This is a genomic window from Chromobacterium haemolyticum, from assembly GCF_002081825.1.
Lineage (GTDB): Bacteria > Pseudomonadota > Gammaproteobacteria > Burkholderiales > Chromobacteriaceae > Chromobacterium > Chromobacterium fluminis.
This window is the reverse complement of the sequence record NZ_MUKU01000001.1, coordinates 109,742-135,563: the sequence shown is the minus strand read 5'-3', so window position 1 is coordinate 135,563 and position 25,822 is coordinate 109,742. Positions and strand designations below refer to the sequence as shown.

Sequence of the window (25,822 nt, the reverse complement as noted above, 5' to 3'; positions counted from 1 at the left end):
TAGCGCCAACGACTCAGCTGCTTTGTATCCAGTACTCGACAATGCGGCCATCCGCCACTCGATAGCAGGCGCTGCCGATCTGACGCAGCGGTGCTCCGCTGCCGGCCAGATTTCGCCCCATCTGAGTCCAGCGCGCGTACGCCTTGTCTCCGTCCACCAGTAATTCATCCACCCTCAGCTCAAAGGCGCCGTAGTCGCGCAGGAACTCGCGCACGTGCGCCGCGTAATCCGCCGGGCTGCGCTCCAGCGTATACGGCGACTCCGCCACCAATTGATGCGCCAATACCTTGGGCGACAGATAATCGCCGGCCGCGTCCGGATTGCGTCCGGAACGCACCTCGTTCAAAAACCCCGTCACTACCGCTCTGGTATCCTGCATTTTCGTTTCTCCTCGATTCAACATCACTGTCAATGAAACACCCGTCGGTTCCGCGCGCAATCCACCGGATTGGCGCACGGCCGCCCCCCGCTTGACGCCTCGCACCTCACACGCTCCAGCGCCTCGGTTTCGTCGCGAAGCGCGCGCTGCGCGTGGGCCCGCATCCCTTGCCACCACAAACGGCCCAGCCGCCCCCAAAACCGACTCCACACCCCCTTGGTTCCCAATGCCATGATGCGCTCCAATTGTTCTGCTATTGATCACGCAAGCATGCTAATCTACATGCCCATACAATAAAATCCGTGAAATACCCACACACTGTTCTGAAATGAAAACAAACCACCCTCCCTCTCCAGATGCTCTTCTGGCCTTCGACGCGCTGGCCCGCCACGGCAGCTTCACCGCGGCGGCCGACGCGCTAGGCTGCGCCAAAAGCCGCGTCAGCCAATTGGTCAAGCAACTGGAGCTGGAGCTGGGCGCGGTGCTGGTGCTGCGCAATACCCGGCGGGTGGCGCTGACCGAGGCCGGCCAGCGCCTGGCCGTTCACGCGCGCCAATTGCGCGAGATGCTGGACCGGGTGCGCGGCGACGTGGGCAATGTTCAGGATTGCGTGGAAGGGCCGCTGGTCATCAGCTCCGCGTCCGCCTTCGCCCAGTTCCTGCTGGTGCCCATCTTGTCCGAGCTATCCAATCAGTACCCGGGGCTGGAGATGCAGTTGCAAGTGGAAAACCGGCTGCAAGACCCGGTGGCCGAAGGGCTGGATTTTTGCGTGCGCACGCGCAATGTCTACGACGACGGACTGGTGGCCAAACCACTGGGCTTCATGCGCGAAACCGTCTACGCCTCGCCCGGCTACCTTGCGCAAGCGTCCAGGCTGGAACACCCGGAGGACTTGTGCCTGCACCGCGTGCTGTACGATTCCAGCAAGGCGCCCAACAAGACAGTGGAATGGGCGCTGGAGAAAGACGGCGTCTATGTGCGCATGCCGGTGCGCCCAGTGCTCAGCTGCAATCAGTATTCTCCGCTGGTTTCCGGCGCGGTGGCCGGCTGCGGCCTGGCGCTGCTGCCCCACTATGTGGCCAGCAGCTTTCTCGCCACCGGCCAGTTGGTGCCGGTGTTGCCGGGCTGGAGCCACGACTGCTGGCCTGCTTTTCTGGTTTACCCTTACCGCCACCCGCTGCCGCGCAAGAACGAGGTGTTCGTCCAACATGTGGTGCCGCGGCTGCGCGCCCTGCTGGCGGCGGAACCGCAAACGGCTTGATCCAGGCCAAGACGCGCGGCGCCTCCTCTGGGCTATGCTGGCGCGCGACCCGGCGCACGGCGAAAAGCGCGGGCAAACGATTGGAAAGGGATTTATGCAATACAGCGATATTCTCATCGTCGGCGGCGGCATGGTGGGCTCGGCGCTGGCCACCGCGCTATCCGGCCACGGCCTGAGCATTGCGGTGCTGGAGCAGACGCCGCCCGCCCCGTTCGACGCGGCCCAAGCGCCGGATCTGCGGGTTTCGGCGATCAGCCCCGCCTCGGCGCGCTTTCTGGCCGGCATCGGCGCTTGGGACGCGGTGCTGGCGATGCGCGCGGCCCCCTATCTGCGCATGCAGGTGTGGGAGGACGAAGAAGCCGACGGCACGCTGTTCACCGCCGAGGAGGCCGGCGAAGCGGCGCTCGGGCACATTGTGGAGAACCGAGTGGCGCAATTGGCCGCCACCCAAACCCTGCAGGGAAAAGCGGACATCGACTATCTGGCGCCGGCCGCCATCCGCCGCATCGTCTACCAGCCCTTCGCCTCGCGCGTGGAACTGGAAGACGGCCGTCAGTTGAGCGCCCGCTTGCTGGTCGCCGCCGACGGCGCGCGCTCCTCGGTGCGCGATGCCGCCGGCATCGGCGTCACCAGCTGGGATTATCCCATGCACGCGCTGGTGGCGTGCTGCGAGCAGGAACAAACGCAACAGGACATCACCTGGCAACGCTTCACCCCCACCGGCCCGCAGGCCTTTTTGCCCCTGACCGGCCAATACGGATCCTTGGTCTGGTATCACCGCCCCCCGGAAGTCCAGCGCTTGCTGGCGCTGGACGAGGCGGAGCTGGCCGCGGCCTTTCACGCCGCCTTTCCGCGCAAGCTGGGCAATATCCGCCGCATCGTGGCCAAGGGCAGCTTCGCGCTGACCCGCCGCCACGCGCAGCGCTACGTCAAGGACGGCGTGGCCCTGGTGGGCGACGCCGCCCACACCATCCACCCGCTGGCCGGTCAAGGCGTGAACCTGGGCTTCCAGGACGCGGCCAAACTGGCCGAAGTGATTCTGGAAGCCGCGGCCCAAGGCAGGGATTTCGCCGCCGTCGACGCGCTGCAGCGCTACCAGCGCGCGCGAAAACCGGCCAACCTTGCGATGCAAACCGCGATGGACGCCTTCTGCTACGGCTTTGGCAACGATATCACCCCGCTGCGGCTGGCGCGCAAGCTGGGGATGCGCCTGGCCAATCACGCCGGTCCGCTGAAGCGCGAAGCGATACGCTACGCGCTGGGGCTGAAAGGCGGCTGACGCCCGGCGGCGTCTCCTTGAGCGGCCGGCGTCATCGCCCCTTGGCGGCTATGCTGAAGCGTCTGGCCCTCATCAGCGCCGCCGTCGCGGCGGGTCGGCCATCGCTCAAGGAGGCCATTCCATGACACGTCTGACATTGCTGGCGGCGCTGCTTTACGCGCTCGGCGCCCTTTCCTCCCCCGCCTGGTCCTTCTCGCCTGCCCACGGGCCACTGCTCAGCCAGGCTGGCGGTGGCGGTGGCGGTGGCGGTGGCGGTGGCGGTGGCGGTGGCGGTGGCGGTGGCGGTGGACACGAGGGCGGCGGCGGAGGTTCCGGCGGCGGCGGACATGAGGGAGGCGGCGCCGGCGGTGGCTCCGGAAGCGGCGGCAACCATGACGGCGGTCATGCACCCGGCAACGCCAACGGCGGCCCGCAACACGGCGCGGCCCATGGGGAACCGCCGGGAGACCGCCGCGCGGCGCCGGGTGCCGACGATGCGGCCGCTCAGGGACAGGCTCCGGCCGGCAACAGCCAATAAACAAGCACAGGAAAGCAAACAGGCCGCATCCAAGGATGCGGCCTGTTTGCTGTCAGCGCGCCGTCATGCCTGATTTGGAACAGGCCCTCAAACCGCCTCCACATTGTTGTGGACTTCGCTGTCGCGCAAGACCACCTGCGCCCACACCGCGGCGTCCATATAGTACTGGTTGACCAGCTCGACATCGAAATCCAGCACCTTGGCCAATGCCTCGACCTGTTCAGTGTCGCCCTGCTCGCAAGCCAACGCCATCGCCAGGAAAGGCGCGAACATACCGCGGTGTTCCACCACCGCCTCGCGCACCGGCGAGGCCAGCTCCAACGGGTCCAGCACATCCGGGAAAGGCGTCCCCAGCAAAACGTCCAGCATGGAGAACATGCCGGTGAGGAATAGATGCTCGGCCTCCACCCGGTTGCCGCGGTAGCTGCCCATGCGCTCCAGCAAACGGGCGCGGATCAGCGATTTTTCCAGCAGCGACATCGCGGTGCCGTCATCCTTGCGCGCGGTGAACAGCAGCATGGACAACCACTTGAACAAGGTTTCCCGGCCCAGCAACAGCAAGGTTTCCTCTATGGTCTGCACCTTGCGCGACAAGCCGTGCACCGGCGAATTCATGAAACGCAGCAATTTGAACAGCAGCACCGAATCCAGCTTGAACTGGGTTTCGATCTCGGCGGCCTCGGCATTGGCGCGCAACATGCGCATGATTTGCAGTACCCGGGTCTGGCTGGCGTCCACCTTGCCGCCCTCCAGCGCGCGCACCGTGGCGATGAAAGGCCCGTGGAACAGGGCGAATCGATTATGCCCGGGCCCGCGCAGACAGACGTCCAAATCCTCCGCGGTGCCTACGTTTCGCGCCATCCAGCGCACGGTGGGGTAACGCTTGGGCAATTGATCCAGGATGGGTTCCAGCACCTTGGCCGACGGCGCGTCGAAGTCCAGAATCATGAAGTCCATGCGGCTGAACAAATCGTTATGCAGATGGGCCGGCAAGCTGCCTGGATCGTAGGCGGCCGGCTCCAGCGCGAAACGCATCGCTTTTTGCTTGAGCGCATCCAGCTGCTTGATCATCTCCTCGGACACCGAGCCGGTCTGCGACGGCTCCAGCACGAAGATCACGCTGCTGGCCGGCATATTCGACAGCATCGGTTCGTCCAGGGTGTCGATGGAGATATGGACAAAGGCGCGGCGGAAGGCCAGCAAGCGGAAAATATCCATATTCTGCAGCGTGCTGAGCATCAGCCTGTCAAACTCCTGCTGCTTGCCGGCTGCGATATTGCGCTTGCCCTGGCGCACGAAGAAATCGTAAGCCACCACCCTTTGCAGCCTGTCCATCACCGGCTGATGCGAAACAAAGCCCAGGGTGGGCGGCAAATCCAGCGGCGGCGCGTTCTCCAACTGCCGGCTGGCCGGCGAGCCATGAGCCAGCTCGGTGAACGGCGCGGGCACAAGCGGTTCGTCGCTGGTGGAGTCCGAAGATTTCTTCAGACGGCCGGTCAGGCCGCTGATCAGATTTTTCAGCATGTTCCATCCTACCGGATATGCCGGCGTCGTCCCGGCTTACGGTTTACAGTCTAGCCGATTCGGCCGGCAATTCTGGGAGTATCTACCGAAACATCGCCGCATTGCGCGCGATGGCGCAAGGCGTGGTCGATCAACACCAGCGCCAGCATCGCCTCTGCGATGGGCGTGGCTCGGATGCCGACGCAAGGATCGTGGCGGCCGTGGGTTTCCATGGTCAGTGGCTGGCCTTGCTTGTCGATCGAGCGGCGCGGCTGGGCGATGGAAGACGTCGGCTTGATGGCGATGGACACCTCGATGTCCTGGCCGGTGGAAATGCCGCCGAGCACGCCGCCGGCGTGATTGCTGGCAAAGCCCTGCGGCGTCAGTTCGTCGCCGTGCTCGCTGCCGCGCTGGGTCACGCAGCCGAAGCCCGCGCCGATCTCCACGCCCTTGACCGCGTTGATGCTCATCATCGCGTGGGCGATGTCGGCGTCAAGACGGTCGAACACCGGCTCGCCCCATCCCACCGGCACGTTCTCGGCCACCACCCGCAGCCGCGCGCCGATGGAGTCCAGGCTCTTGCGCACGCTGTCCATATAGCTTTCCAGCTGCGGCACCACCTCGGGATCGGCGGCGAAGAAGGGGTTTCCGGACACATGCTCCCAAGCTTTGAAGGGGATGGCGACTTCGCCGATCTGGCTCATATGGCCGCGGATGACGATGCCGTAGCGCTGATGCAGCCATTTCTTGGCGATGGCGCCGGCGGCCACCCGCACCGCGGTTTCGCGGGCGGAGGAACGGCCACCGCCGCGCGGATCGCGGACGCCGTATTTGTGCCAATAGCAGTAATCCGCATGGCCGGGACGGAAGGTGTCGGCGATATTGCCGTAGTCCTTGCTGCGCTGATCTGTATTGCGGATCAGCAGCGCGATCGGCGTGCCGGTGGTCTTGCCCTCGTACACGCCGGACAGGATTTCCACCGCGTCCGGCTCTCGGCGCTGGGTAACGTGGCGGCTGGTGCCGGGCTTGCGCCGGTCCAGTTCCGCCTGGATGTCGGCTTCGCTGATCTCCAGCCCCGGCGGGCAGCCGTCCACCACGCAGCCGATGGCCGGGCCGTGGCTTTCGCCGAAGGAAGTCACCGTGAACAACAACCCCATGGTATTGCCTGACATCTTCACTGTCCTTTGTATGCGGAATCCTTGGCGAAGATTCTAGCACGAGCCGCCAGGCTACCAGCCGGCCGCCGTCGCCATGCGGCGGCGAAACCAACCGGTGATGGACAAACGCTGCCGGCCGGCCGGCAACACTTCATGCCAGAAGCGGTCGGACAAAAACAGCGCCAGGGTGCCGGCTTCCGGCCGGACATCGACATGACGCTCGCCCTCCTCGTCCAGGTACAGGCGCATCTCGCCGCCGGCCTCGGCCGGCCAGTCATCGTTCAGATAAAGCACCGCCGTCAGCGCGCGCGCGTCGTCGTCGCGAAAGCGGTCCAGGTGTTTTTTATAGAAAGCGCCCTGCGGATACACGGCGAAGTGGGACTCCAAGTCTTCCAGGCCCATGTAAAACGCCTGGTTGACCGCCTGTCGGACGGCATCCAGCTTGGAGAAATACAAGGAGGCGGCGGAGTCCGCTTGCTCCGGCTCCAGCCACAGCACCGAATCCGAACGGATTTCACTGCGGCGGTTCTGCTGCGCGGCGCGCCCAACGGCGGCCTCATGGAATTTTCCCTGCTGCCAGTTGATCAGGCACTCCTCGCGCAGCAGGCGGATTTCTTCAACGGTGAACAGGCTGCGGTCCACGACCCAGCCCTGTTCGGCAAGGTTGTCGATAACGGGCCCCAGCAAATAGGGCGAAACTTCAAAATCTTGTGTCATGGTTCATTCTCCCAGGCGCGATTTCTACCACAGCCGCGCCTCCAGGAAAATGTGATTTATCAGTAATTTTCGACGACCTCCTCGTAACGCCCATGCAGCCATGCCAATACCAGCGGGAAATGGTCCCGGATGGCATCAGGATGGGACAACAATGACACATGGTTGTAGTCGTGCAGGTGGCCGGCGCGCCGCGACAGCAGACGCAGCCGCGACAGATGCGGGCCGGATTCATCGCGAAAACGGCGCACGTCTTCAGGATGGCCGCGACAGGGATCGTTGCCGGCGGCAAAGTACAAGGCTGGCGGCAAGCGCGCGCTTTGGGCGGCGGCGCCGTAGTCGAAGCCGTCGTCGCTATCCACCCAGGGCTTGGGCTGCGCCCACAGCTTGCTTTGCAGATGACTCTTGTCGCTCTCATCGTCCGCACCCAGCCGGATGCGCCGCGCCGGCAGGTAGCCGAACAGGCGTATCAACACCCGCGAGGCGATATTCCACATGAAGTCCACCTCCACCAGCTTGTTCAGATTGCGCACCCTCACGCTGCGCTTGCTGCCGAAGTAGACCAGGCTGGCCACTTGCTCCGCCAGCTCGGGAAAACGGATCAGGCAGCTGGACATGTGCACGCCGCCCCAGGAATGCGCCATCCAATGCAACGGCGCGCCGTTCTTGAGTTCGCGAATGTGGCGATGCAGCGCCGGCAGATCCTCGCAAATGGTCTCGGTCTGCCCGTGGCGCGAAGCGCGGCTGATCTTGGGCTGGCTGCGGCCGCGGCCGCGCAGGTCGGCCACAAATACATCGCAGCCAGCCTCGGCCAAGTAATGGGCCAGCCCTCGACCGGACTCGCTGTAAAAAGTGCGGCCGTTGGCCATCACCCCGTGCAGCAGCAACACCGGCGGGCCGTCCTCCCGGCAATAAATGCGTTTCAGATACAGTTGCTCGTCGCCCACCGCGACAAAGTGGTCTTGCAGGCGCTTTTCCATGCGTTCTCCTCGTATCGGCGTCTGCTTCGTCGTCTGCGCGACGATTCAAACAAGCGCTTGATCATGACAAAAAAGTCGTCAAAGAGAAAGCTCGCCACGCGTCACAACCGGTACTCCATCTCGCAAGCCAAGACGAAAACGGCGGAGAAAGCGGAACGTACACACCGTACATGAGCATTTCGAAGGGGTTTTCAGCGCCGTATCGCCGACGCGCAGCAGATCGTAAACAGGTTCTCAGATCTTCAAAGCCGCAGCCTGCCAGCACCCGATGCTCCGGGCCTGTCGCAAGGCCTCGCCGCGCAACGCCAGCCACCAGGCCAGCGCGCACAAGCTCGCCATCACAGCGAACAACACCCCGCCGGACGCGCGGGCCAGCATCCAGCCGGCCAACATCGGCCCCAACGCCCCGCCCAGGCTGGCCAGATTCTGCGCGCCATAGTAGACGCCTTTGCAGTCCTCCGGCGCGATCGCGTCTATGTACAGGTATTCGGCCGGCACCAGCACGATCTCCCCCACGGTGAACACCAGCATCGCAGCGCACATGCCCAGCAGCCCGCCGGGCGCCCAGCCCAAGCCCAAAGTCCCCAGCCCCAGCAGGAGGAAGCCGGCGCCGATGGCTTTCATCAAACCGGAGCCCCTGATCCGCCGGCCCAGCGGATATTGCAGCAAAACCACGCCAACCGCGTTGCAGCTGATCAGCGCCGACATCCAACGCAACACCTCGGCCTCCGGCAGCGACTGCATCAGATACAGGGGCAGATAACTGGAAAAGCGGGCGTACACCAAGTTGGCCAAGGCACAGCTCAGGGTGAACAAGACCAGCACCCGGTCTTGCCGCAAACGGCCCAGCGTCGCCAGAAAGCCCGGAGCCGGCGCGCCGGCCTCCCGGCGAGGCGCACAGGAGCCGCGCGGGGTCGCCAGGCCTCCCGCCGCGGCCAACACGATCGCGCACCAGAACGGCCAGTTCCCGTCCCAAGCCAGCAGCAGGCTGCACAGCAGCGGCCCCAGCGCCCAGCCCACGTTGGCCAGGGTGTAGCGCAAGGAGAAAGCCTTGCCGCGCCGCTCCGGCGGCAGCAAATCGCTGATCAAGGCCTTGATCGCGATGCTGTGCACCGCCTGGCCGATCTCGCTGAGCGCCAGCGCCAACGCGCTCCACCACAACTGCTGGCTCAGCGGCAGCACTAGATAATTCAGCGCGATCAACGCCACGGAGCCCAACAGCACCGGCCGCCGCGGCCAATGATCCAGCAAATGGCCGCCGTACAAGCCCATCAAGGCGGACAGCAGCAAGACTCCGCCCAGCAGCAAACCGGTCTGCTCGCCGTTCAAGTTCAGTTGCCGCCCCAGAGTCAGCACCAGCAAGGGCGCGATCACCGCCCGGCTCATCGTCAACAACCAGGAGCTGGCCAGCAAGCAACGCACCTGGATTTCTTTTTCGTCAATCATGCCAACGCCTATGCAAACAGGAAGTTCCCCCAGTATCCTGCTAAAAGCGGAATGCAAAAATGGATGAAAACAGAACAAATCGCTTCCGCTTTTAGCGGAGTCCTCAGCGGGAAGCAGACATGAAGCTGGAACAACAATATCAGGCGCTGCATCAGGCCTACGCCGACCGGCAGCCCGCGCAGCCGGGGCTGGCCGAACTGTGCGCACTGTGGAAGTGCAGCGAGCGCAACGCCCGTTTGCAACTGGCCAAGATGCGCGCGCGCGGCTGGCTGTCCTGGGAGCCTGGCCGGGGACGCGGCCGCAAATCGCGGCTAAGCCTGCTCTGCCCGCCGGAACAACTGGAATGGCAGCGTCTGCAGCGCCTGCTGCGCGACGGCAAACTGGAGCAGGCCTTCGCCCAATTGCCGCCGCAACGGCGCGAACAATTGCTGAGCGCGCTGCCGCAATACCTGGGCAGCGCCGCGCAAGGCCGCTGTCTGCGCATCCCGATACCGCATGCGCCGTTGAGCCTGGACCCGGTCACCGTCAGCGGCCGACTTGAGTCCCATCTGGTCCGGCAGATATTCGACCGGCTATGCCGCTTCGACCGCGCCTTGCAAAGCCTGCAGAGCGGCCTGGCGCACCACTGGGAAAGCGACGCCGAGGCACGGCGCTGGCGCTTCTGGCTACGCCCCGGCCTGCAATTTCACGACGGCGCGCCCTTGCAAGCCGACGCCGCGGCCGCCAGCCTGCTGCGCTTGCGAGAATCCGAGAATCCTTATCAACGGCAATACCGTCACCTGAGCGCGGTCGAGGTCCACGACGCGCTGTCCTTCAGCTGCCGCTTGGACGACGGGGATTTTCTCTGGCCGCAGCGGCTGGCCACCGCCAACAGCTCCATCGTCCCCTTGCGGCGCAATGCCGACTTCGATCGCCTGCCGGTGGGCAGCGGGCCGTTCCGGGCGCTGCGCCACAGCGAGCAGCGGCTGAGCCTGGCCGCCTTCGCCGGCCATTACCGCGAGCGGGCGCTGCTGGACGAGATCGAACTGTGGTTCATTCCCTCCGGCGACGACGGCCAAGACTTCCACCTGCGCCTGGATTACGCCAACGACGACGCCAACGGCACGCTGCAGTCGGCCTGCACTTATCTGCTGCTGAATCCGGCGCTGCCTGACAGCGAGCGCGCGCCGCTAATGCGCTGGCTGGCGGAGCCCGCGCTGGTCCTGGCCAACGACGCTCTGCAAACGCCAGCGCAAGGCCTGCTGCCAGGCTGGCGCCACCCCTTGCCGCAAGCCGAGCGCCGGCCTAGGCTCAACCATACCCGCCTGCGCCTGTTCCATTACGACCTGCCCTGCTTCCCGCCGCTGGCCGCCGCCATCCGTCAACGCCTGGCCGGGCTGGCCATTGAGCTGGAGATCCACGCCCTCAGCCGACGCGCCTTTTTTCACGATCAGGACTGGTGGCGGCAGGCCGATCTCATGCTGTGCAGCGAGGTGCTGCACGACGATCGCGACTATAGCTGCCACGAGTGGCTGGGCACCCGGCAACCGTTGCAGCGCGGCCTGAGCGCGGAAGCGCAAGCGCGGCTGAACGCGCAGTTGCGGGACATCCAACGCCAAGCGGACACCCGGCGGCGCATGGCCGGATACGCCGCCATAGGGGATTGGCTATGCGCGGAAGGCTGGGTGCTGCCGCTATCGCATGAGCGCCAGGGCCATCAGGCCAGCCCGCAACTGGCCGGCCTGCAAATGAGCGAAAACGGCTGGACCGATTTCGCCGGCCTGTGGCTGCGGCCTGTCCAATCGGACTGGCCGGCATGAATCCCGATGAATTTTCCCTTCTTGGGGACTTGAGAATCCCAGCGACGTCCCTATATCGACAACAGGGCCCGTTTCACACCTAAACCATTGATCGAAAAGGAGAGTAAGATGAACATCCTGCCTTCCCGCGGCAATGTTAGCCTGTTTGACGAACTGTTCCGCGACTTCACCCCAGGCTTCTTCATCAAACCGCTGCACGGCGATCCGCTGCCCAGCCAGATCAAGATCGACGTGAAGGAGTCCGAAACCCAGTTCATCGTTCACGCGGATATTCCCGGCGTCAGCAAAGACGACATCCACGTGGAAGTGGACGGCCCGCTGGTTACCATTAAGGCTGAGGTGCGCCAGACGGACAGCGAGCGCAAAGACGAACGCCAACTACGCACCGAGCGTTTTTACGGCGCGGTATCGCGCAGCTTCCAACTGCCGGCGGAAATCGAACGCAACGCGGCCAGCGCCAAATACGAAAACGGCGTGCTCAGCCTGACGCTGCCGAAGAAACAAGGCAGCCAAGGCGGGCAGCGGCTGCGCATAGAATAAGCCTCGCGGCAAATACGCCTCGTCGGCCATGAAAAAAGCCCCGGTTTGAAACCGGGGCTTTGTTTTCAGCAGCGCGAGGCGGCTCAGGCTTCCAAAATCTTGGACACGATCTCGTACACGTCCTTGGACAGCTGCTGCCCGGCCAGACGCTGCAATTGCTCGCGCATCAGCGCCTGACGCGCAGGCTCCAGCTTTTTTAGCCGGCGGAAGGCGTTGACGATGCGGCTGGCCACTTGCGGATTGATCGCGTCCAGCGCCAGCACCTGATCGGCCAGGAAGCGGTAGCCGCTGCCGTCGGCGGCATGGAACAAGGCCATATTGGCCCCAAAGGTGCCAATCAGCGCGCGCGCCTTATTGGGGTTCTTCAAGGTGAAGGCAGGATGCTGCATCGCCGCCTGCACATGCTCCAGCGTGCCCGGCAGCTGGCTGCTGGCCACCAGCATGAAGAACTTGTCCATCACCAGGGCGTCGCCCTGCCAACGGGAGGCGAAAGCGGTGAAGCAATCGTCGCGTTCGGCGCCGTCGCGATCGCGCAAGGCCAGCATCGCGCCCATCTGGTCGGTCATATTGTCCGCCTCCCGGCACTGCTTGGCGGCGGCCTCCGCCGGCCAGGCGTCGTCCAGGCGGTTCAGCATGGCCAGCGCGCGGTTTTTCAGATCGCGCTTGCCGGCGTCCTGCGGCTTGTAATCACGGGTCTGGCTCAGCTCGTACGCCTCGCGCCACTCGCCGCGCAGCGCCTGCGCCAACTCGTCCAGCACGAAATCGCGTACCTGATGGATGCTTGCCGGATCGGCCTCCTCCACCATCTCCAGAATTTCCGCCTCGGAAGGCAGGGCCAGCATCAGAGCCTTGAACGCCGGATCGGCGACATGATCCTTAAGCACCGCGCGGAAGGCGGCGACGAAGGTCTCCGGCAACTTCAACTCGCCGCCGGCGGCCAGCGTCGCCAACAGCTGCTTGAACAGGCGCTCGGCCAAGGTTTGACCGGCTTCCCAACGGCTGAAGCTGTCGCTGTCGTTGGCCATCAGGAAAGCCAGTTGGTCGTCGCGCCAATCGAAATCCAGCTTCACCGGCGCGGAGAAACCGCGCAGCAGCGAAGGCACCGGCTCGGTCGGTACGCCGACGAAGGTGAAGCTCTGCTCCGCCGCCTTGACGTCCAGCACGCGGGTGCCGCCCTGCGCTTCGGCTTCGCCCTCCAGCTGCAGCGGCAGGTCGGCGCCGTCGGCGCCCACCAGGCCCAAAGCCAGCGGGATGTGGAACGGCTGCTTCAGTTCTTGCCCCGGCGTGGGCGGGCAGGATTGACGCACATTCAACGTATAGCTACGCGCCACGCTGTCGTAGCGACCGCTGACGCTGAGCACCGGGGTGCCGGCCTGGCTGTACCACAAGCCGAACTGGCCCAGGTCCACGTCGTTGGCGTCGGCCATCGCCGCGCGGAAGTCGTCGCAGGTCACCGCCTGGCCGTCGTGGCGCTTGAAGTACAGGTCCATGCCCTTACGGAAGCCGGCCTCGCCCAGCAGGGTGTGATACATGCGCACCACTTCCGCGCCTTTTTCATACACCGTCATGGTGTAGAAGTTGTTCATCTCGATATAGCTGTCCGGGCGGATGGGGTGCGAGGTGGGGCCCGCGTCCTCCGGGAACTGGTGAGCGCGCAGGCCCTTGACATCCTCAATGCGCTTGACCGCGCGGCTGCTCATGTCGGCGCCGAACTCCTGGTCGCGGAACACGGTCAGGCCTTCTTTCAGCGACAGCTGGAACCAGTCGCGGCAGGTGACGCGGTTGCCGGTCCAGTTGTGGAAGTATTCGTGGCCGATCACCCGCTCCACGCCCTGGAAGTCGGCGTCGGTGGCGGTGTCCTTGCGCGCCAGCACGTACTTGGTGTTGAAGACGTTGAGGCCCTTGTTCTCCATCGCCCCCATATTGAAGTCGCCGACGGCGACGATCATATAGATGTCCAGATCGTATTCCAGGCCAAAGCGCTGCTCATCCCACTTCATAGAGTGCTTCAAAGACTCCATCGCGTGCTGGGTCTTGTCCTGATCGGCCGGTTCGGTCCAGATCTCCAGCGCCACTTCGCGGCCGCGCATGGTAACGAACTTGTCCTTCAGCGCCGTCAGCTTGCCGGCCACCAAGGCGAACAGATAAGACGGTTTCTTATACGGGTCCACCCACTTCACCCAGTGGCGCTTCTTGTCCACCATGCCCTCGCCCACCTTGTTGCCGTTGGAGAGCAGCACCGGGAATTTGTGCTTGTCCGCCATGATGGTGGTGGTGAACTTGGCCATCACGTCGGGACGGTCCAGGTAATAGGTGATTTTGCGGAAGCCTTCCGGCTCGCATTGGGTGAACAGATTGCCGTTGGACGCGTACAAACCCATCAGGCTGGAGTTGGCCGCCGGGTCGATCTCGGTCTCCACCTCTAGGATGAAGCTGTCGGGCACGCCGCGCACGGTCAGTTGTTCGTCGGCCAGCGCGTAGCCGCTTTCGTCCAGGCGCTCTCCGTCCAGCGTTACCGCCACCAGCGCGGCACTGCCGTCCAGCACCAGATCGTCCTGGCGCGCGGCCTTGTCGTTGCGGGTCACCACCAGGCGCGCATGCACGCGGGTGGCGTCGTCTTCGATGTCGAAGCTCAGATCGACCCGGTCGATCAGAAAAGCGGGGGCTGCGTAATCGTTGCGATACTTGACTTGCGGCTGTTGAGCCATGTCTACGTCTCCTTCGATGCCGGCTGCGCCGGTCTTGGCTGGAGGGGAACCGCGCCGGGGAACGGCACCGTCCCGATGAATGTTAGCGGCGCAGCCACCGGGCGCCGTCGTCCTGCAACAGCAACCGGCAGGCGTCGGCAGGCGCGGCTTGCAGCTCCACTTGCGCGCTGATCAGTTCGTCGCGGCGGAACCAATGCAGTTTAAGCTTATCGCCCGGCTGATAACGCGCCAGCGCCTTGTCCAGATCCACCGCTTTGAGCTTGTCTATCGCCACGATCACGTCGCCGCCGGACAGGCCGGCGCTTTGCGCCGCGCCGCCGTCGTAGACATTGAGCACACGCACGCCCTGGGCCTCGGCCACAGCCTTGACCCCCAGGCTGGCCGGCGCAGGCTTGCCGCTCAGCGCCAGACCGCCACGGTCGCCGGCGTTGGCCGCCGGCTCGAAGCGCAGCTCCACGCCCTGAGCCGCCAACAGTTCGGCCAGCGGCAGGGGCTCAACGCCGCGCAACGCTCGGTCGAAGAAGGCTTTGAGGTCCAGGCCGGTGGCGGCCTGCGCCTGTTTTTCCCACTCGTCCTCGGCCAGGCCTTTGCCGTCGTCCAGCCATTTGCGCCACAGCGCCCGCATCACATCGTCCAGCGACTGACGGCCCTGGCTGTCGCGGCGTATGGTCAAGTCCAGCGCCAACGCGGCCAGCGCGCCCTTGGTGTAATAGCTGACGATGCTGTTGGGGCTGTTTTCGTCTTGCCGGTAATATTTGGTCCAGGCTTCGAAACTGGATTGCTCCAAGGTCTGCTTCAGGCGGCCGGCGCCGCGCTCCACGCCGCTGATGGTTTCCGCCAGCAGGCCCAGATAGCGCTTTTCATCGATCAGACCGCAGCGCACCAGGCTCAGGTCGTCGTAATAGGAAGTGATGCCCTCAAAGGCCCACAACAAACGGGTGTAGCCTTCCTGGTTCAGATCATAGGGCGTGAACGCCGCCGGCTTCATCCGCTTGACGTTCCAACTGTGGAAGTATTCGTGGCTGATCAGACCCAACAGTTTCAGATAGCCGTCGCCGATCTCCTCAACGCCCTGTTGCGGCAAATCGTCGCGGTTGGCCACCAGCGCGGTGGAAGCGCGATGCTCCAGACCGCCGTAGATGTCTTTGCCGACGAAAAGCATGAACACATAGCGCTCGAACGGAGCCGGCTCGCCAAACAATTTGATCTGGTATTCGCAAATTTTCTTGGTGTCGCGCGCCAAGCGCTTGAGGTCGGCGCGGAAACGACCGGAGACAACGAATTCGTGCGGTACGCCGCAGGCTTTGAAGCTGGCTCGCTCGAAGGCGCCCAACTCCACAGGATGGTCGATCAACTCGTCGTAGGAAGCCGCCTGATAGCCGCCGAAGCCGGTTTTCTTGTCCGCGCCGCGCGCCGGCAGACTGGTCGCCACTTTCCAATCGGCGTAGGCCTTGCCTTCCGGCGGCAGGATCTCCACCGCGCAGGCCTCGTTTTCATAGCCGTCCACCGCCAGGAAAACGCTGCTGCCGTTATAGAAGCCGCGCTCCGCGTCCAGATACGCTCCGCGCACGGACAGATCAAACGCATAAACTTTATAGCGCAGAACCAGCACGCCCTTGACCGGCGCGGCTTGCCAGCTATTTTTTGTCAACTGGACCAGCTGCACCGCTTTTCCCGCGGATTCCGCGCGAATTTCCACAATATGCCTGGAGAACTCCCGGATCATGTAACTACCGGGAATCCAAGCCGGCAAGGAGAAAATCAGGCCGTTCTTTGCGGGTTTGGAAACGGTCAGGACGACCTCGAAAAGATGCGCCTCAGGGGCGCGGGGACATAGGGTGTAGCGGACGGAAACGGTCATGATCTGCCTGCAATCGTTGCAAAACCTTCTTATTTTAGCACTTGCCGCGGGTAAACGCTGCGTTTTATGACATCTTGATCCAGGTCAAGAAGGCTGGGCCGCCAGACAATACAATCTCGCCAGTAGCAACAGTATTTGCAAGAACTGTCACGCTCGCTTGAGACATAAATAAAGACAAATGGGAAAGCGACATCCCCCGGCCGTCCAAACTGGCCCGATATGGGTAATTGATTTAGAATGCCGGGTTAACTAAATGGGGAAATTGCGCTGTCGCAATACGGGATGAACTGCTAATACAGACATCAGTACCGCTGCGACCCGGGTCAAGCGCTTGATTTTAATAAAAGTCGATTTCCCTGCGGCTTCGTCTGGATACAGTCACATCGGTACAGATTGGGACAGTCGCCCGGACTTCAAGCCGTCGATTAGATATGTCACGTTCTGAGTTAGCAACCTTGGAGAAAACCCTAAATGGAAACGCAATCCACTTATAACTATAAGGTGGTGCGCCAATTTGCCATCATGACCGTCGTGTGGGGCATTGTCGGCATGTTGGTGGGCGTCATCATTGCGGCCCAACTGGTCTGGCCCGATTTGAACTTCGGCCCCTGGTTCCACTTCGGCCGCCTGCGCCCGCTGCACACCAATGCGGTCATCTTCGCCTTCGGCGGCTGCGGTTTGTTCGCCACTTCCTACTACGTAGTGCAGCGTACCTGTAACGTCCGGCTGATCTCCGACAAGCTCGCCGCCTTCACCTTCTGGGGCTGGCAACTGGTGATCGTGCTGGCCGCCATCACCTTGCCGCTGGGCCTGACCACCAGCAAGGAATACGCGGAGCTGGAATGGCCAATCAAACTGCTGATCGCGGTGATCTGGATTGTTTACGCCATCGTTTTCTTCGGCACCATCGCCATCCGCAAGGTCAAGCACATTTACGTGGCCAACTGGTTCTACGGCGCCTTCATCCTGGCCGTGGCCCTGCTGCACATCGTCAACTCCGCCTTCGTGCCGGTGTCGCTGTGGAAATCCTACTCCGCCTACTCCGGCGCCGTGGACGCCATGGTGCAATGGTGGTACGGCCATAACGCCGTGGGCTTCTTCCTGACCGCCGCCTTCCTGGGCATGATGTACTACTTCATCCCGAAACAGGCAGGCCGTCCGGTTTACTCCTACCGCCTGTCCGTGGTGCACTTCTGGGCGCTGATCTTCACCTATATGTGGGCGGGCCCTCACCACCTACACTACACCAGCCTGCCGGACTGGACCCAATCCGTAGGCATGGTGTTCTCCCTGGTGCTGCTGGCTCCGAGCTGGGGCGGCATGATCAACGGCATCATGACCCTGTCGGGCGCCTGGCATAAGCTGCGCACCGACCCGGTGCTGAAATTCCTGGTGGTGTCGCTGTCCTTCTACGGCATGTCCACCTTCGAAGGCCCGATGATGTCGATCAAGACCGTCAACGCCTTGTCCCACTACACCGACTGGACCATCGGCCACGTGCACTCCGGCGCGCTGGGCTGGGTGGGCTTCATCACCATCGGTTCCATGTACTACCTGATTCCTCGCCTGTTCGGCCGCGAATCCATGTTCAGCCTGAAGCTGGTTGAAGCCCATTTCTGGCTCGCCACCGTCGGCGTGGTGCTGTACATCGCCGCATTGTGGATCTCCGGCGTGACCCAGGGCCTGATGTGGCGCGCGCTGAACCCGGACGGCACCCTGACCTACGCCTTCGTAGAAGCGGTCAAGGCCACCTATCCGTACCACTTCGTGCGTCTGCTCGGCGGCTTCCTGTACCTGCTCGGCATGTTCCTGATGGCCTACAACACCTTCCGCACCGTAACCGCGGGCCGTGCCGTAGACGCCAAGATCCCGGCCATCACCGCCCACGCTCATTGAGGCGCAAGGAAACATCATGGATAAGATACAAAAACTGATCGAAGAACACGTCGGCTATCTGATCGTGTTCACCCTGCTGGTCGTCAGCGTGGCCGGCCTGGTGGAAATCCTGCCGCTGGCCTTCCAGAAATCGACCACCCAGCCGGTGGCCGGCGTCAAGCCCTACACCGCCGTGCAGCTGGCCGGCCGCGACATCTACATCCGCGAAGGCTGCCACACCTGCCACACGCAGATGATCCGTCCGTTCCGCGCGGAAACCGAGCGCTACGGCCATTACTCCGTGGCCGGCGAATCGGTGTACGACCACCCCTTCCTGTGGGGCTCCAAGCGCACGGGTCCGGACCTGGCCCGCGTGGGCGCCCGCTACTCCGACGAATGGCATCGCGTGCACCTGATCAACCCGCGCGACGTGGTTCCCGAGTCCAATATGCCGGCCTTCCCATGGCTGGCCAAGAATCTGGCCGACGCCGACATCGTGCCGACCAAGATGAAGGCGCTGCGCCTGGTGGGCGTCCCCTATACCGACAAAGACATCGCCGAGGCCAAAGCCCAGGTGGAAGGCAAGTCGGAAATGGACGTGCTGGTTGCTTACCTGCAAGGCTTGGGCCTTGCCTTGAAGAACGTTCGTTAAGCCATGGACTGGGTAACCATCGGACGCTCGCTGTTCACGGTAGTGTGCTTTGCATTCTTCATCGTGGTGCTGGGCATCGCCTACAGCAAGCGCTCCAAGAACCGGTATGAGGACGCGGCCAATCTGCCCTTCCTCGACGACGACAAGGTGCAGGAAGCGGAACAAGACCAAGCTTCCAACGGAGCAAAAAAATGAGTGATTTCGTGAGCGAATTCTGGAACATCTGGATCACCGCGATCGTGCTGGGCGGCCTCGTCTGGCTGACCTATCTGGTGTTTTCGCAATCCAAGATCAAGGTGCAAAAGGGCGAACAGGTTGAGATCACCGGCCACGTATGGGACGGCGACCTTTCCGAGTACAACCACCCGTTGCCGCGCTGGTGGATGTTGATGTTCTACGTGACCCTGGCCTTCGCCGTGGTCTACCTGATCCTGTACCCTGGCCTGGGCACCTGGAAAGGCGTGTTCGGCTGGACTTCGGTAGACCAGTACAAGAAGGAACGCGCGCAGGCGGAAGCCAAGTATCAGCCGCTGTACGACCAATTCCTGAAACAGGACGTCAAGGCCGTGGCCGCCGACCCCAAAGCTCAGGAAATGGGCAAGCGTCTGTTCCAGACCTACTGCGTGCAGTGCCACGGTTCCGACGCCCGCGGCGCCAAGGGCTTCCCCAACCTGACCGACAACAAGTGGCTGTGGGGCGGCGACATCAAGACCATCCACACCACCATCTCCGAAGGCCGTCATGGCCAGATGCCGGCCTGGGGCGCGGCGTTCGGCGAGGAAAAGGTCAAGGACGTCGCCAACTACGTGCTGTCGCTGTCCAAACGCAAGCATGACGCCGAGCGCGCGGCTCGCGGCAAGGAAACCTTCGCCACCGTCTGTATCGCCTGCCATGGTCCGGACGGCAAGGGCAACCAGCAGTTGGGCGCGCCCAACCTGACCGACAACAACTGGTTGTACGGCGGCAGCGAGAAAACCATCATCGAAACCATCACCAACGGCCGCAACAACCAGATGCCGGCCTGGAAAGACTTCCTGGGTGAAGGCAAAGTACACTTGTTGACCGCTTATGTCTGGGGCTTGTCCAACAACCCCAAAGCGCCGCAATAAACCGGTACTGATCTACTGCCCGCTAATGCGGGCAGTATTCTTTCGCGAGGATGTTATATGATTTCATATAACATCTCCGCCCCGACGCAGCCGCGCATTTCGCCAAGCCCATACCCCCATGGCCTTGGCCAAATCCGCAGAGAAGGAAACGCCCATGTCCGATTCGCTCAAGGAAATCCCGATCAAGGTAGAACCGCCGCGCCAAGCCGGCTCGCAGCCCGACGCCACCGAGACCGTTTCTCTGTACGAGTCGCAAACCAAGATCTATCCGCGCGCCGTCAAAGGCCTGTTCAACAATCTGCGCGTGCTCTTCGTCGTCGGCACCCAGTTGGTCTTCCTCGGCCTGCCCTGGCTGAACTGGAACGGACGTCAGGCGCTGCATTTCGACCTGATCGAACGCAAGTTCTATCTGTTCGGCCTCACCATCTGGCCGCAGGACTTCGTTTATCTGGCCGCGCTGCTGATGTGCTGCGCCTTCGCCTTGTTCACCTGGACCACCATCGCCGGCCGGTTATGGTGCGGCTACTCCTGTCCGCAGACGGTTTACACCGAAATTATGCTGTGGATAGAACAATGGGTGGAGGGAGACCGCGGCAAGCGCATCAAGCTGGACAAGGCGCCGATGAGCGCGCGCAAGTTTCGCCTCAAATTCACCAAGCACGGCCTGATGATCCTGTTCTCGCTGTGGACGGGCTTCACGCTGGTAGGCTACTTCACGCCGATCCGCGATCTGGTCGCCGCCGCGCCCCGCTTCGACTACGGGCCGTGGGAAACCTTCTGGATGTTCTTCTACGCCGGCTTCACCTATCTGCTGGCCGGCTTCATGCGCGAACAGGTCTGCAAATACATGTGCCCGTACGCGCGCTTCCAGAGCGTGATGTTCGACGCCGACACCCTGATCATTTCCTACGACGAGAAGCGCGGCGAGCCGCGCGGCGCGCGCAAGAAAGGCAGCGACCCCAAGGAGCAAGGTCTGGGCGCCTGCATCAACTGCAGCATCTGCGTTCAAGTCTGCCCGGTGGGCATCGACATCCGCAACGGCCTGCAATACGAGTGCATCGGCTGCGCCGCCTGCATCGACGCCTGCGACGAAGTGATGGACAAAATGGCCTATCCGCGCGGCCTGATACGCTACACCACGGAAAATGCGCTGGAAGGCAAATACCCTGAGAAAGCCATCGCCTCCCGGCTCAAGCGCCCCCGCGTGATACTGTATACGCTGGTGCTCGCCGTCGTCATCGCCACCGCCATCGGCTCCATGTGGATGCGCAAGCCGTTCAAAGTGGATGTGATCCGCGACCGCGCCTCGCTGGTGCGAGAAACCGACGCCGGCTGGCTGGAAAACACCTATATCATTAAAATTATCAATACTACGGAACAGAATCAGCATTTCAGGATCACAGCATCGGGCTTGCCCGGCCTGACAGTGCAGGCCGACCGCGGCGATATCGCCGTTGCCGCCACCGGCAACACCGACGTCACCGTCCACGTGCAGGCCGATCCGCAGTACGCGACCAAAGGCAGCCATGAAATCCGCTTCCTGATCCAGTCCATCAACCACCCTTCCCTGCAAGTGGAAGAGAAGTCCAGCTTCATCGGAGAGTAATACATGCAGCATACCGCCCCCGCTCCGCGCCCCTGGTACCGCGAGCCCTGGCCCTGGATTCTGTTCGGCCTGCCGCTGGTGTCCGTCATTGTCGGCGTAATGTTCCTCGCCACCGCGATCCGCACCGACGACGGCCTGGTCACCGACGACTACTACAAGAAGGGCAAGGCCATCAATATGGAACTGCGCCGCGACAAGCAAGCCTTCAATATGGGCTTGAGCGCGCAGCTGATGGTGGGCACGGACCAGCGCACGCTGCGGCTGATCACCACCAGCAAGGTGCCTCTGCCCGCCGTCATCACCATGCGCATGGTTCACCCGGCGCAGGACGACTTCGACCAACAGGTGGAAATGCGCCAGGCCGGTCCCAACCTCTACCAGGCCGTGCTGCCGGCGGTGCCGGTCAAGGCCAATCATTGGTACATCCTGCTGGAAGATCAGGCCAAGCAATGGCGGCTGCAGGGCGAATGGAAACCTTCCGAAGGCCAGACCGTCTCCCTCGGCCATCAAAACCTGGAGCCGGCGGACTGATGATGAAGCGACTGACCCGCGCCCTATGCGCATTGGCTCTAGGCCTGGCCTTGAGCGCAGCCCACGCCGGCGGTTTCGTGCCAGCCTATCTGACCGGCAATATCGCGCCTCAACAGAGCGCCACGCTGTCCCAGGCCAAGGACGTGCTCGTCAAAGTGCGCCTATTGGATCAAAGCCGCCAAGACGCGCCGCCCCAACTGCTGGCGGAGCAGATCCTGGAAAAACCACGCAGCATTCCGGCGGACTTCTCCCTGTGTTACGACAAGCAGGCGATCAAACCCGATGGTCGCTATGTGGTGGAAGGCCAGATCTTTGTGAACGGTGAACTGCGCTACAACAGTAGCCGCCAGACCGAGGTGCTGCGCGCCGGCGCCGACGAACATCCGCAACTGAGGCTGGACACCGTCGGCGGCAACTAAGCCGTCCGCCTCCCGGCCCTGCCTCTGGCAGGGCTTTTTCTTTTCCCGCCTCCGCCGCAGCGCTGAGTGAGTGTTGCTGTTTTGCCTCAGCATCGGCGCGTAGAGACGCAAACCGTCCCTCAAGCTCCCATCCGGCGGCAAGCACGCATAAACCCTTCTCCCAACGGGATTTTCGACAATAGCCTAAATACGAAGCCGCACTGCACCCATGTCATTTTGCTTACAAATAAATATGACAAATGGAGACAGTTAGTGACGCATTTACTCTATTAATTACGATTGTATGGCAGTAAAGATTAAAAAATTTTCACATACAAACATTTCCTAGTTATTATCAAAAATTGCCTACAAAATCCAAGGCAAGTAAAAACTACAACAACACCTCACTCGTTCTTGCTCGTTCAAGTGATGTCACTCAAGTCACACAAGGAAATAATCTATGTCGGCCACTTCGCATCCCAAAGGGCTTTATCTGCTTTTTGTGACCGAAATGTGGGAGCGCTTCAGCTATTACGGCATGCGCGCCATTTTCGTGCTGTTCATGATCAAGGCTCTGATGTTCGACAAGGCTCACGCCGCCGACATCTACGGCACTTATACCGGCTTGGTCTATCTGACTCCGCTGATCGGCGGCTACATCGCCGACCGCTACTGGGGTAATCGCCGCTCCATTCTGACGGGCGGCGTGCTGATGGCCATCGGCCAGTTCATGCTGTTCTTCTCCGGCTCGCTGCATGAGACCAATGTGCAAAGCGCCTCCTGGCTGCTGTACGGCGGCCTGGGCATGCTGATCGCCGGCAACGGCTTGTTCAAGCCGAATATTTCCTCGATGGTGGGCCAGCTCTACCCCGAAGGCGACAAGCGCGTCGACTCCGCCTTCACCATCTTCTACATGGGCATCAACGCCGGCTCGCTGATCGCACCGCTGGTATGCGGCACCCTGGGCGACACCGGCCATCCGGCCGATTTCAAATGGGGCTTCATGGCCGCCGGCTTCGGCATGCTGCTGAGCCTGGTGATCTTCTCGCTGTTCAAGAACAAATACCTGGTCACGCCGGAAGGCAAACCGATCGGCCTGGCGCCGCAACGTCACCACGCCAGCGGCGAGAAAGTGGTTCACGCGCCGCTGACCCGCGTGGAGAAAGAGCGCCTGGCAGTGATCCTGATCGTGTCCGCCTTCGTGATCTTCTTCTGGTCTGCCTTTGAACAGGCCGGCGCCTCGCTGACCTTCTTCGCCGAAGAACAGACCAATCGCAACCTGCTCGGCTTCACCGTGCCGGCTTCCTATTTCCAGTCGATCAACCCCATCTCGGTGGTGATTTTCGCGCCCATCTTCGCCCTTATCTGGACCAAGCTGGGCCAGAACAACCGCGAGCCGAACTCGCCGGTGAAAATGGCGTTGGGCCTGTTCTTCCTCGCGCTGGGCTACTTGGTGATCGCCTTCGGCGTCGAAGGTCTGGAGCCGGGCGTCAAGGTCAGCATGCTGTGGTTGGTCAGCCTGTACGTGCTGCACACCTTCGGCGAGCTGTGCCTGTCCCCCATCGGCCTCTCCCTGGTGGTGAAACTGTCCCCGGCCCGCTTCACCGGCCTGATGATGGGTATCTGGTTCCTGTCCAACGCCGCCGCCAACAAGTTCGCCGGCACGCTGTCGGAGCTGTACCCGGACCCAAGCAAGCCGGTGCCGCACTTCCTCGGCTACGCCATCAGCAATCTGCACGACTTCTTCATGCTGTTCGTGGCCATGGCCGGCGTCAGCTCGCTGGTGCTGTTCGCGCTGTCGTACAAGCTGAAGAAAATGATGCACGGCCTGCAATAAACACGGCGAGGCCCCGGAGCGCCGGGGCCGGACAAATCCTTCCAAGCCGGCGCCAGCCGGCTTTTTGCTTGCCCCCTCCGCAACACGGCAAGGGGAAAAGGCATTATCATACGGGGCTTCCAGCCTTGGCTTGATCACTGCCACCACAGCCGCCGTCGCGCCCTGTCCGGCAAACCGCGTTCCGAATGAAAAAAACCAATACCTACCGCTGGCAGCAACTCGGCATCACCATATTGCTGCTATTGCTGCTGCTCCGCCTCATCGGCCTGTGGACGATTCCGCTGACCGACACCACCGAGGCGCGCTACGGCGAAATCGCCCGCAAGATGCTGGAAACCGGCAACTGGGTGACGCTGTGGCACGATTACGGCATCCCCTTCTGGGCCAAGCCCCCGCTTTCCAGCTGGTTGTCCGCCGCCGGCATGGCGCTATTCGGCGTCAATGAAGCCGCGGCGCGGCTGCCCTCGCTGCTGCTGGCCATCGCCACATTAGGACTCAGCGCCCACCTGATGCTGCGCCGCAGCGGCCGCGACGCCGCCATGGCCGCCGCACTGATCCTGGCCAGCAGCCTGCTCTTCCTCGGCGCCGCCGGCACGGTAATGACAGATCCGGCGCTGCTGTTCTGCGTAACGCTCAGCCAGGCTGCGTTCTGGCACGCGCTGACGCGCGGCGGCCGCGCTTGGGGCTACATCTTCTTCGCAGGCCTCGGCCTCGGCCTGCTGGCCAAAGGCCCGTTGGCGGTGGTGCTGGTGGGCATGCCCATCTTCTTCTGGGTACTGCTGCGCAATCAGTGGCTGGCGCTGTGGCGCAAGCTGCCGTGGATCAGCGGCACCCTGCTGACGTTCGCCGTCGCCGCGCCCTGGTACGCGCTGGCCGAACTGCGCACGCCGGGCTTCCTCGATTACTTCATCATGGGCGAGCATGTCAGCCGCTTCCTGGACTCCGGCTGGAAGGGCGACAAATACGGCTTCGCCCACGCCACCCCGCGCGGCATGATCTGGCTGTACGCGCTGGGCGCGATCTTTCCCTGGTCCGTCGCCATGCTGGCCTGGCTGCTGCGCCACGGGGCCAAACTGCCGAGGCTCAGCCGCGACGACGACGGGTGGTTGCTTTATCTCGCGCTGTGGACGCTGATGACGCTGCTGTTCTTCACGATGTCCGGCAACATCATCTTCCCTTACTCGCTGCCCATGCTCCCGGGCTGCGCTCTGCTGTTCGCCGAACTGTGGCGCCGCGCGCGCGCCGACGGCGCCGAGCGCAGCGCGCTGCCCTGGATAGCCGCGATCGGCGCACTGTTGATGCTGGCGCTGCTAGCCTTCAACCACTACGACGGCAACCGCTACCTGCGCACCCAAAAACAGGTGATCGCCGCCTGGCAAGCGCAAAACCCAAGCGCGGACAGCGCGCTGATTTATTGGAGCGGCCGCCGCGAATTTTCCGCGGAGTTCTACTCCCACGGCCGCGCGCGCACCACGCAGGACCCTCAGCAACTGCGCGCCTGGCTGGCCGGTAAGCCCGGCAGCTTCATCGTCTGCGACGCCAACGATCTCGAGCGGCTGCCGGCCGACGTTCGCGCTCGTTTCACCGAGCGCGCCCGCTTCAACATCATGAGCGACACCATGTTGCTGCTGGCCGATACCGCGCCGGCGGCCCCGACCGAGGCCAATTAA

At 62.8% G+C, this 25,822-nt stretch carries 22 protein-coding genes; 13 read left to right on the top strand and 9 right to left on the bottom strand.

Annotated features, from left to right (window positions below; translation table 11 throughout):
• Positions 1 to 13: 13 nt before the first annotated feature.
• Entirely contained in the window at positions 14 to 379 is a 366-nt protein-coding gene (locus B0T39_RS00670; RefSeq protein WP_081544350.1) for an ester cyclase, read from the bottom strand.
• 328 nt (positions 380 to 707) lie between these two features.
• On the opposite strand from B0T39_RS00670, the gene B0T39_RS00665 reads away from it, so the two are divergent.
• Positions 708 to 1,640 (top strand): LysR family transcriptional regulator, encoded by a 933-nt coding sequence (locus tag B0T39_RS00665; protein ID WP_081544349.1) that lies wholly within the window; start codon positions 708 to 710, stop codon positions 1,638 to 1,640.
• 94 nt (positions 1,641 to 1,734) lie between these two features.
• Positions 1,735 to 2,919 carry an FAD-dependent monooxygenase gene (locus tag B0T39_RS00660; RefSeq protein WP_081544348.1) on the top strand — a complete coding sequence of 395 codons (1,185 nt, stop codon included), beginning with the start codon at positions 1,735 to 1,737 and terminating at the stop codon, positions 2,917 to 2,919.
• A 31-nt stretch (positions 2,920 to 2,950) separates the two neighbouring features.
• Here the strand turns inward: B0T39_RS00660 and B0T39_RS25440 are convergent, their stop codons facing one another.
• The 6 genes from B0T39_RS25440 to B0T39_RS00630 all read right to left on the bottom strand — a co-directional run bounded on the left by B0T39_RS25440 (position 2,951) and on the right by B0T39_RS00630 (position 9,236).
• Complete coding sequence (locus B0T39_RS25440) at positions 2,951 to 3,292, bottom strand: hypothetical protein (RefSeq protein WP_176219448.1); 342 nt, start codon at positions 3,290 to 3,292, stop codon at positions 2,951 to 2,953.
• A gap of 231 nt (positions 3,293 to 3,523) precedes the next feature.
• Entirely contained in the window at positions 3,524 to 4,960 is a 1,437-nt protein-coding gene (locus tag B0T39_RS00650) for an EAL and HDOD domain-containing protein (protein ID WP_081544347.1), read from the bottom strand.
• A 50-nt stretch (positions 4,961 to 5,010) separates the two neighbouring features.
• Complete coding sequence (gene aroC, locus B0T39_RS00645) at positions 5,011 to 6,111, bottom strand: chorismate synthase (protein ID WP_081544346.1); 1,101 nt, start codon at positions 6,109 to 6,111, stop codon at positions 5,011 to 5,013.
• A gap of 57 nt (positions 6,112 to 6,168) precedes the next feature.
• Positions 6,169 to 6,813 carry a 2OG-Fe(II) oxygenase gene (locus B0T39_RS00640; RefSeq protein WP_052052151.1) on the bottom strand — a complete coding sequence of 215 codons (645 nt, stop codon included), beginning with the start codon at positions 6,811 to 6,813 and terminating at the stop codon, positions 6,169 to 6,171.
• Between the two features lie 59 nt (positions 6,814 to 6,872).
• Entirely contained in the window at positions 6,873 to 7,790 is a 918-nt protein-coding gene (locus tag B0T39_RS00635; protein ID WP_081544345.1) for an alpha/beta fold hydrolase, read from the bottom strand.
• 234 nt (positions 7,791 to 8,024) lie between these two features.
• On the bottom strand, positions 8,025 to 9,236 hold the full coding sequence (locus tag B0T39_RS00630; protein WP_081544344.1) for an MFS transporter: 1,212 nt from the start codon (positions 9,234 to 9,236) through the stop codon (positions 8,025 to 8,027).
• Between the two features lie 119 nt (positions 9,237 to 9,355).
• Here B0T39_RS00630 and B0T39_RS00625 point away from each other — a divergent pair, with 119 nt between their 5' ends.
• Together B0T39_RS00625 and B0T39_RS00620 are read left to right on the top strand one after the other, a co-directional pair.
• Positions 9,356 to 11,035 carry an SgrR family transcriptional regulator gene (locus B0T39_RS00625; RefSeq protein ID WP_081544343.1) on the top strand — a complete coding sequence of 560 codons (1,680 nt, stop codon included), beginning with the start codon at positions 9,356 to 9,358 and terminating at the stop codon, positions 11,033 to 11,035.
• Between the two features lie 108 nt (positions 11,036 to 11,143).
• A complete protein-coding gene (locus B0T39_RS00620) occupies positions 11,144 to 11,575 on the top strand; it encodes an Hsp20/alpha crystallin family protein (protein ID WP_019102677.1) in 432 nt (143 codons plus the stop codon).
• Between the two features lie 83 nt (positions 11,576 to 11,658).
• Here B0T39_RS00620 and pepN read toward each other — a convergent pair whose 3' ends face one another.
• Both pepN and B0T39_RS00610 read right to left on the bottom strand, forming a co-directional pair.
• On the bottom strand, positions 11,659 to 14,283 hold the full coding sequence (pepN, locus tag B0T39_RS00615; RefSeq protein ID WP_081544342.1) for an aminopeptidase N: 2,625 nt from the start codon (positions 14,281 to 14,283) through the stop codon (positions 11,659 to 11,661).
• Positions 14,284 to 14,365: 82 nt separating this feature from the next.
• Positions 14,366 to 16,144 carry a M61 family metallopeptidase gene (locus B0T39_RS00610; protein ID WP_081544341.1) on the bottom strand — a complete coding sequence of 593 codons (1,779 nt, stop codon included), beginning with the start codon at positions 16,142 to 16,144 and terminating at the stop codon, positions 14,366 to 14,368.
• Positions 16,145 to 16,615: 471 nt separating this feature from the next.
• On the opposite strand from B0T39_RS00610, the gene ccoN reads away from it, so the two are divergent.
• From ccoN to B0T39_RS00565, 9 genes are all read left to right on the top strand, one after another.
• Complete coding sequence (ccoN, locus tag B0T39_RS00605; protein WP_081544340.1) at positions 16,616 to 18,040, top strand: cytochrome-c oxidase, cbb3-type subunit I; 1,425 nt, start codon at positions 16,616 to 16,618, stop codon at positions 18,038 to 18,040.
• 16 nt (positions 18,041 to 18,056) lie between these two features.
• Positions 18,057 to 18,671, top strand: coding sequence for a cytochrome-c oxidase, cbb3-type subunit II (gene ccoO, locus B0T39_RS00600; protein WP_019102681.1), 615 nt, complete (start codon positions 18,057 to 18,059; stop codon positions 18,669 to 18,671).
• Positions 18,672 to 18,674: 3 nt separating this feature from the next.
• Complete coding sequence (locus B0T39_RS00595) at positions 18,675 to 18,866, top strand: cbb3-type cytochrome oxidase subunit 3 (RefSeq protein WP_019102682.1); 192 nt, start codon at positions 18,675 to 18,677, stop codon at positions 18,864 to 18,866.
• Positions 18,863 to 19,780: a cytochrome-c oxidase, cbb3-type subunit III gene (gene ccoP, locus B0T39_RS00590; protein ID WP_081544339.1), complete on the top strand. Its 918-nt coding sequence runs from the start codon at positions 18,863 to 18,865 to the stop codon at positions 19,778 to 19,780. The genes B0T39_RS00595 and ccoP overlap by 4 nt, the downstream gene beginning before the upstream one ends.
• 154 nt (positions 19,781 to 19,934) lie before the next feature.
• Positions 19,935 to 21,386, top strand: a complete 1,452-nt coding sequence (ccoG, locus tag B0T39_RS00585; RefSeq protein WP_081544338.1) for a cytochrome c oxidase accessory protein CcoG — start codon at positions 19,935 to 19,937, stop codon at positions 21,384 to 21,386.
• Positions 21,387 to 21,389: 3 nt separating this feature from the next.
• Positions 21,390 to 21,917: a FixH family protein gene (locus B0T39_RS00580; protein ID WP_081544337.1), complete on the top strand. Its 528-nt coding sequence runs from the start codon at positions 21,390 to 21,392 to the stop codon at positions 21,915 to 21,917.
• Positions 21,917 to 22,336, top strand: a complete 420-nt coding sequence (locus tag B0T39_RS00575; RefSeq protein WP_254894457.1) for a YbaY family lipoprotein — start codon at positions 21,917 to 21,919, stop codon at positions 22,334 to 22,336. Before B0T39_RS00580 ends, B0T39_RS00575 begins: the two co-directional genes overlap by 1 nt.
• 439 nt (positions 22,337 to 22,775) lie before the next feature.
• Positions 22,776 to 24,152, top strand: coding sequence for a peptide MFS transporter (locus tag B0T39_RS00570; RefSeq protein WP_081544335.1), 1,377 nt, complete (start codon positions 22,776 to 22,778; stop codon positions 24,150 to 24,152).
• A 185-nt stretch (positions 24,153 to 24,337) separates the two neighbouring features.
• Positions 24,338 to 25,822, top strand: coding sequence for an ArnT family glycosyltransferase (locus B0T39_RS00565; protein WP_081544334.1), 1,485 nt, complete (start codon positions 24,338 to 24,340; stop codon positions 25,820 to 25,822).

Excerpts from the sequence above, each read along its gene's own strand:
- B0T39_RS00625 (WP_081544343.1), top strand. The coding sequence starts at position 9,356 with ATGAAGCTGGAACAACAATATCAGGCGCTGCATCAGGCCTACGCCGAC.
- B0T39_RS00660 (WP_081544348.1), top strand. The coding sequence starts at position 1,735 with ATGCAATACAGCGATATTCTCATCGTCGGCGGCGGCATGGTGGGCTCG.
- B0T39_RS00635 (WP_081544345.1), bottom strand. The coding sequence starts at position 7,790 with ATGGAAAAGCGCCTGCAAGACCACTTTGTCGCGGTGGGCGACGAGCAA.
- B0T39_RS00670 (WP_081544350.1), bottom strand. The coding sequence starts at position 379 with ATGCAGGATACCAGAGCGGTAGTGACGGGGTTTTTGAACGAGGTGCGT.
- B0T39_RS00630 (WP_081544344.1), bottom strand. The coding sequence starts at position 9,236 with ATGATTGACGAAAAAGAAATCCAGGTGCGTTGCTTGCTGGCCAGCTCC.
- ccoN (WP_081544340.1), top strand. The coding sequence starts at position 16,616 with ATGGAAACGCAATCCACTTATAACTATAAGGTGGTGCGCCAATTTGCC.
- B0T39_RS25440 (WP_176219448.1), bottom strand. The coding sequence starts at position 3,292 with ATGGTTGCCGCCGCTTCCGGAGCCACCGCCGGCGCCGCCTCCCTCATG.
- B0T39_RS00580 (WP_081544337.1), top strand. The coding sequence starts at position 21,390 with ATGCAGCATACCGCCCCCGCTCCGCGCCCCTGGTACCGCGAGCCCTGG.
- aroC (WP_081544346.1), bottom strand. The coding sequence starts at position 6,111 with ATGTCAGGCAATACCATGGGGTTGTTGTTCACGGTGACTTCCTTCGGC.
- B0T39_RS00640 (WP_052052151.1), bottom strand. The coding sequence starts at position 6,813 with ATGACACAAGATTTTGAAGTTTCGCCCTATTTGCTGGGGCCCGTTATC.
- B0T39_RS00650 (WP_081544347.1), bottom strand. The coding sequence starts at position 4,960 with ATGCTGAAAAATCTGATCAGCGGCCTGACCGGCCGTCTGAAGAAATCT.
- B0T39_RS00665 (WP_081544349.1), top strand. The coding sequence starts at position 708 with ATGAAAACAAACCACCCTCCCTCTCCAGATGCTCTTCTGGCCTTCGAC.
- B0T39_RS00620 (WP_019102677.1), top strand. The coding sequence starts at position 11,144 with ATGAACATCCTGCCTTCCCGCGGCAATGTTAGCCTGTTTGACGAACTG.
- pepN (WP_081544342.1), bottom strand. The coding sequence starts at position 14,283 with ATGGCTCAACAGCCGCAAGTCAAGTATCGCAACGATTACGCAGCCCCC.
- B0T39_RS00575 (WP_254894457.1), top strand. The coding sequence starts at position 21,917 with ATGATGAAGCGACTGACCCGCGCCCTATGCGCATTGGCTCTAGGCCTG.
- B0T39_RS00565 (WP_081544334.1), top strand. The coding sequence starts at position 24,338 with ATGAAAAAAACCAATACCTACCGCTGGCAGCAACTCGGCATCACCATA.
- B0T39_RS00610 (WP_081544341.1), bottom strand. The coding sequence starts at position 16,144 with ATGACCGTTTCCGTCCGCTACACCCTATGTCCCCGCGCCCCTGAGGCG.
- ccoG (WP_081544338.1), top strand. The coding sequence starts at position 19,935 with ATGTCCGATTCGCTCAAGGAAATCCCGATCAAGGTAGAACCGCCGCGC.
- B0T39_RS00595 (WP_019102682.1), top strand. The coding sequence starts at position 18,675 with ATGGACTGGGTAACCATCGGACGCTCGCTGTTCACGGTAGTGTGCTTT.
- ccoO (WP_019102681.1), top strand. The coding sequence starts at position 18,057 with ATGGATAAGATACAAAAACTGATCGAAGAACACGTCGGCTATCTGATC.
- B0T39_RS00570 (WP_081544335.1), top strand. The coding sequence starts at position 22,776 with ATGTCGGCCACTTCGCATCCCAAAGGGCTTTATCTGCTTTTTGTGACC.
- ccoP (WP_081544339.1), top strand. The coding sequence starts at position 18,863 with ATGAGTGATTTCGTGAGCGAATTCTGGAACATCTGGATCACCGCGATC.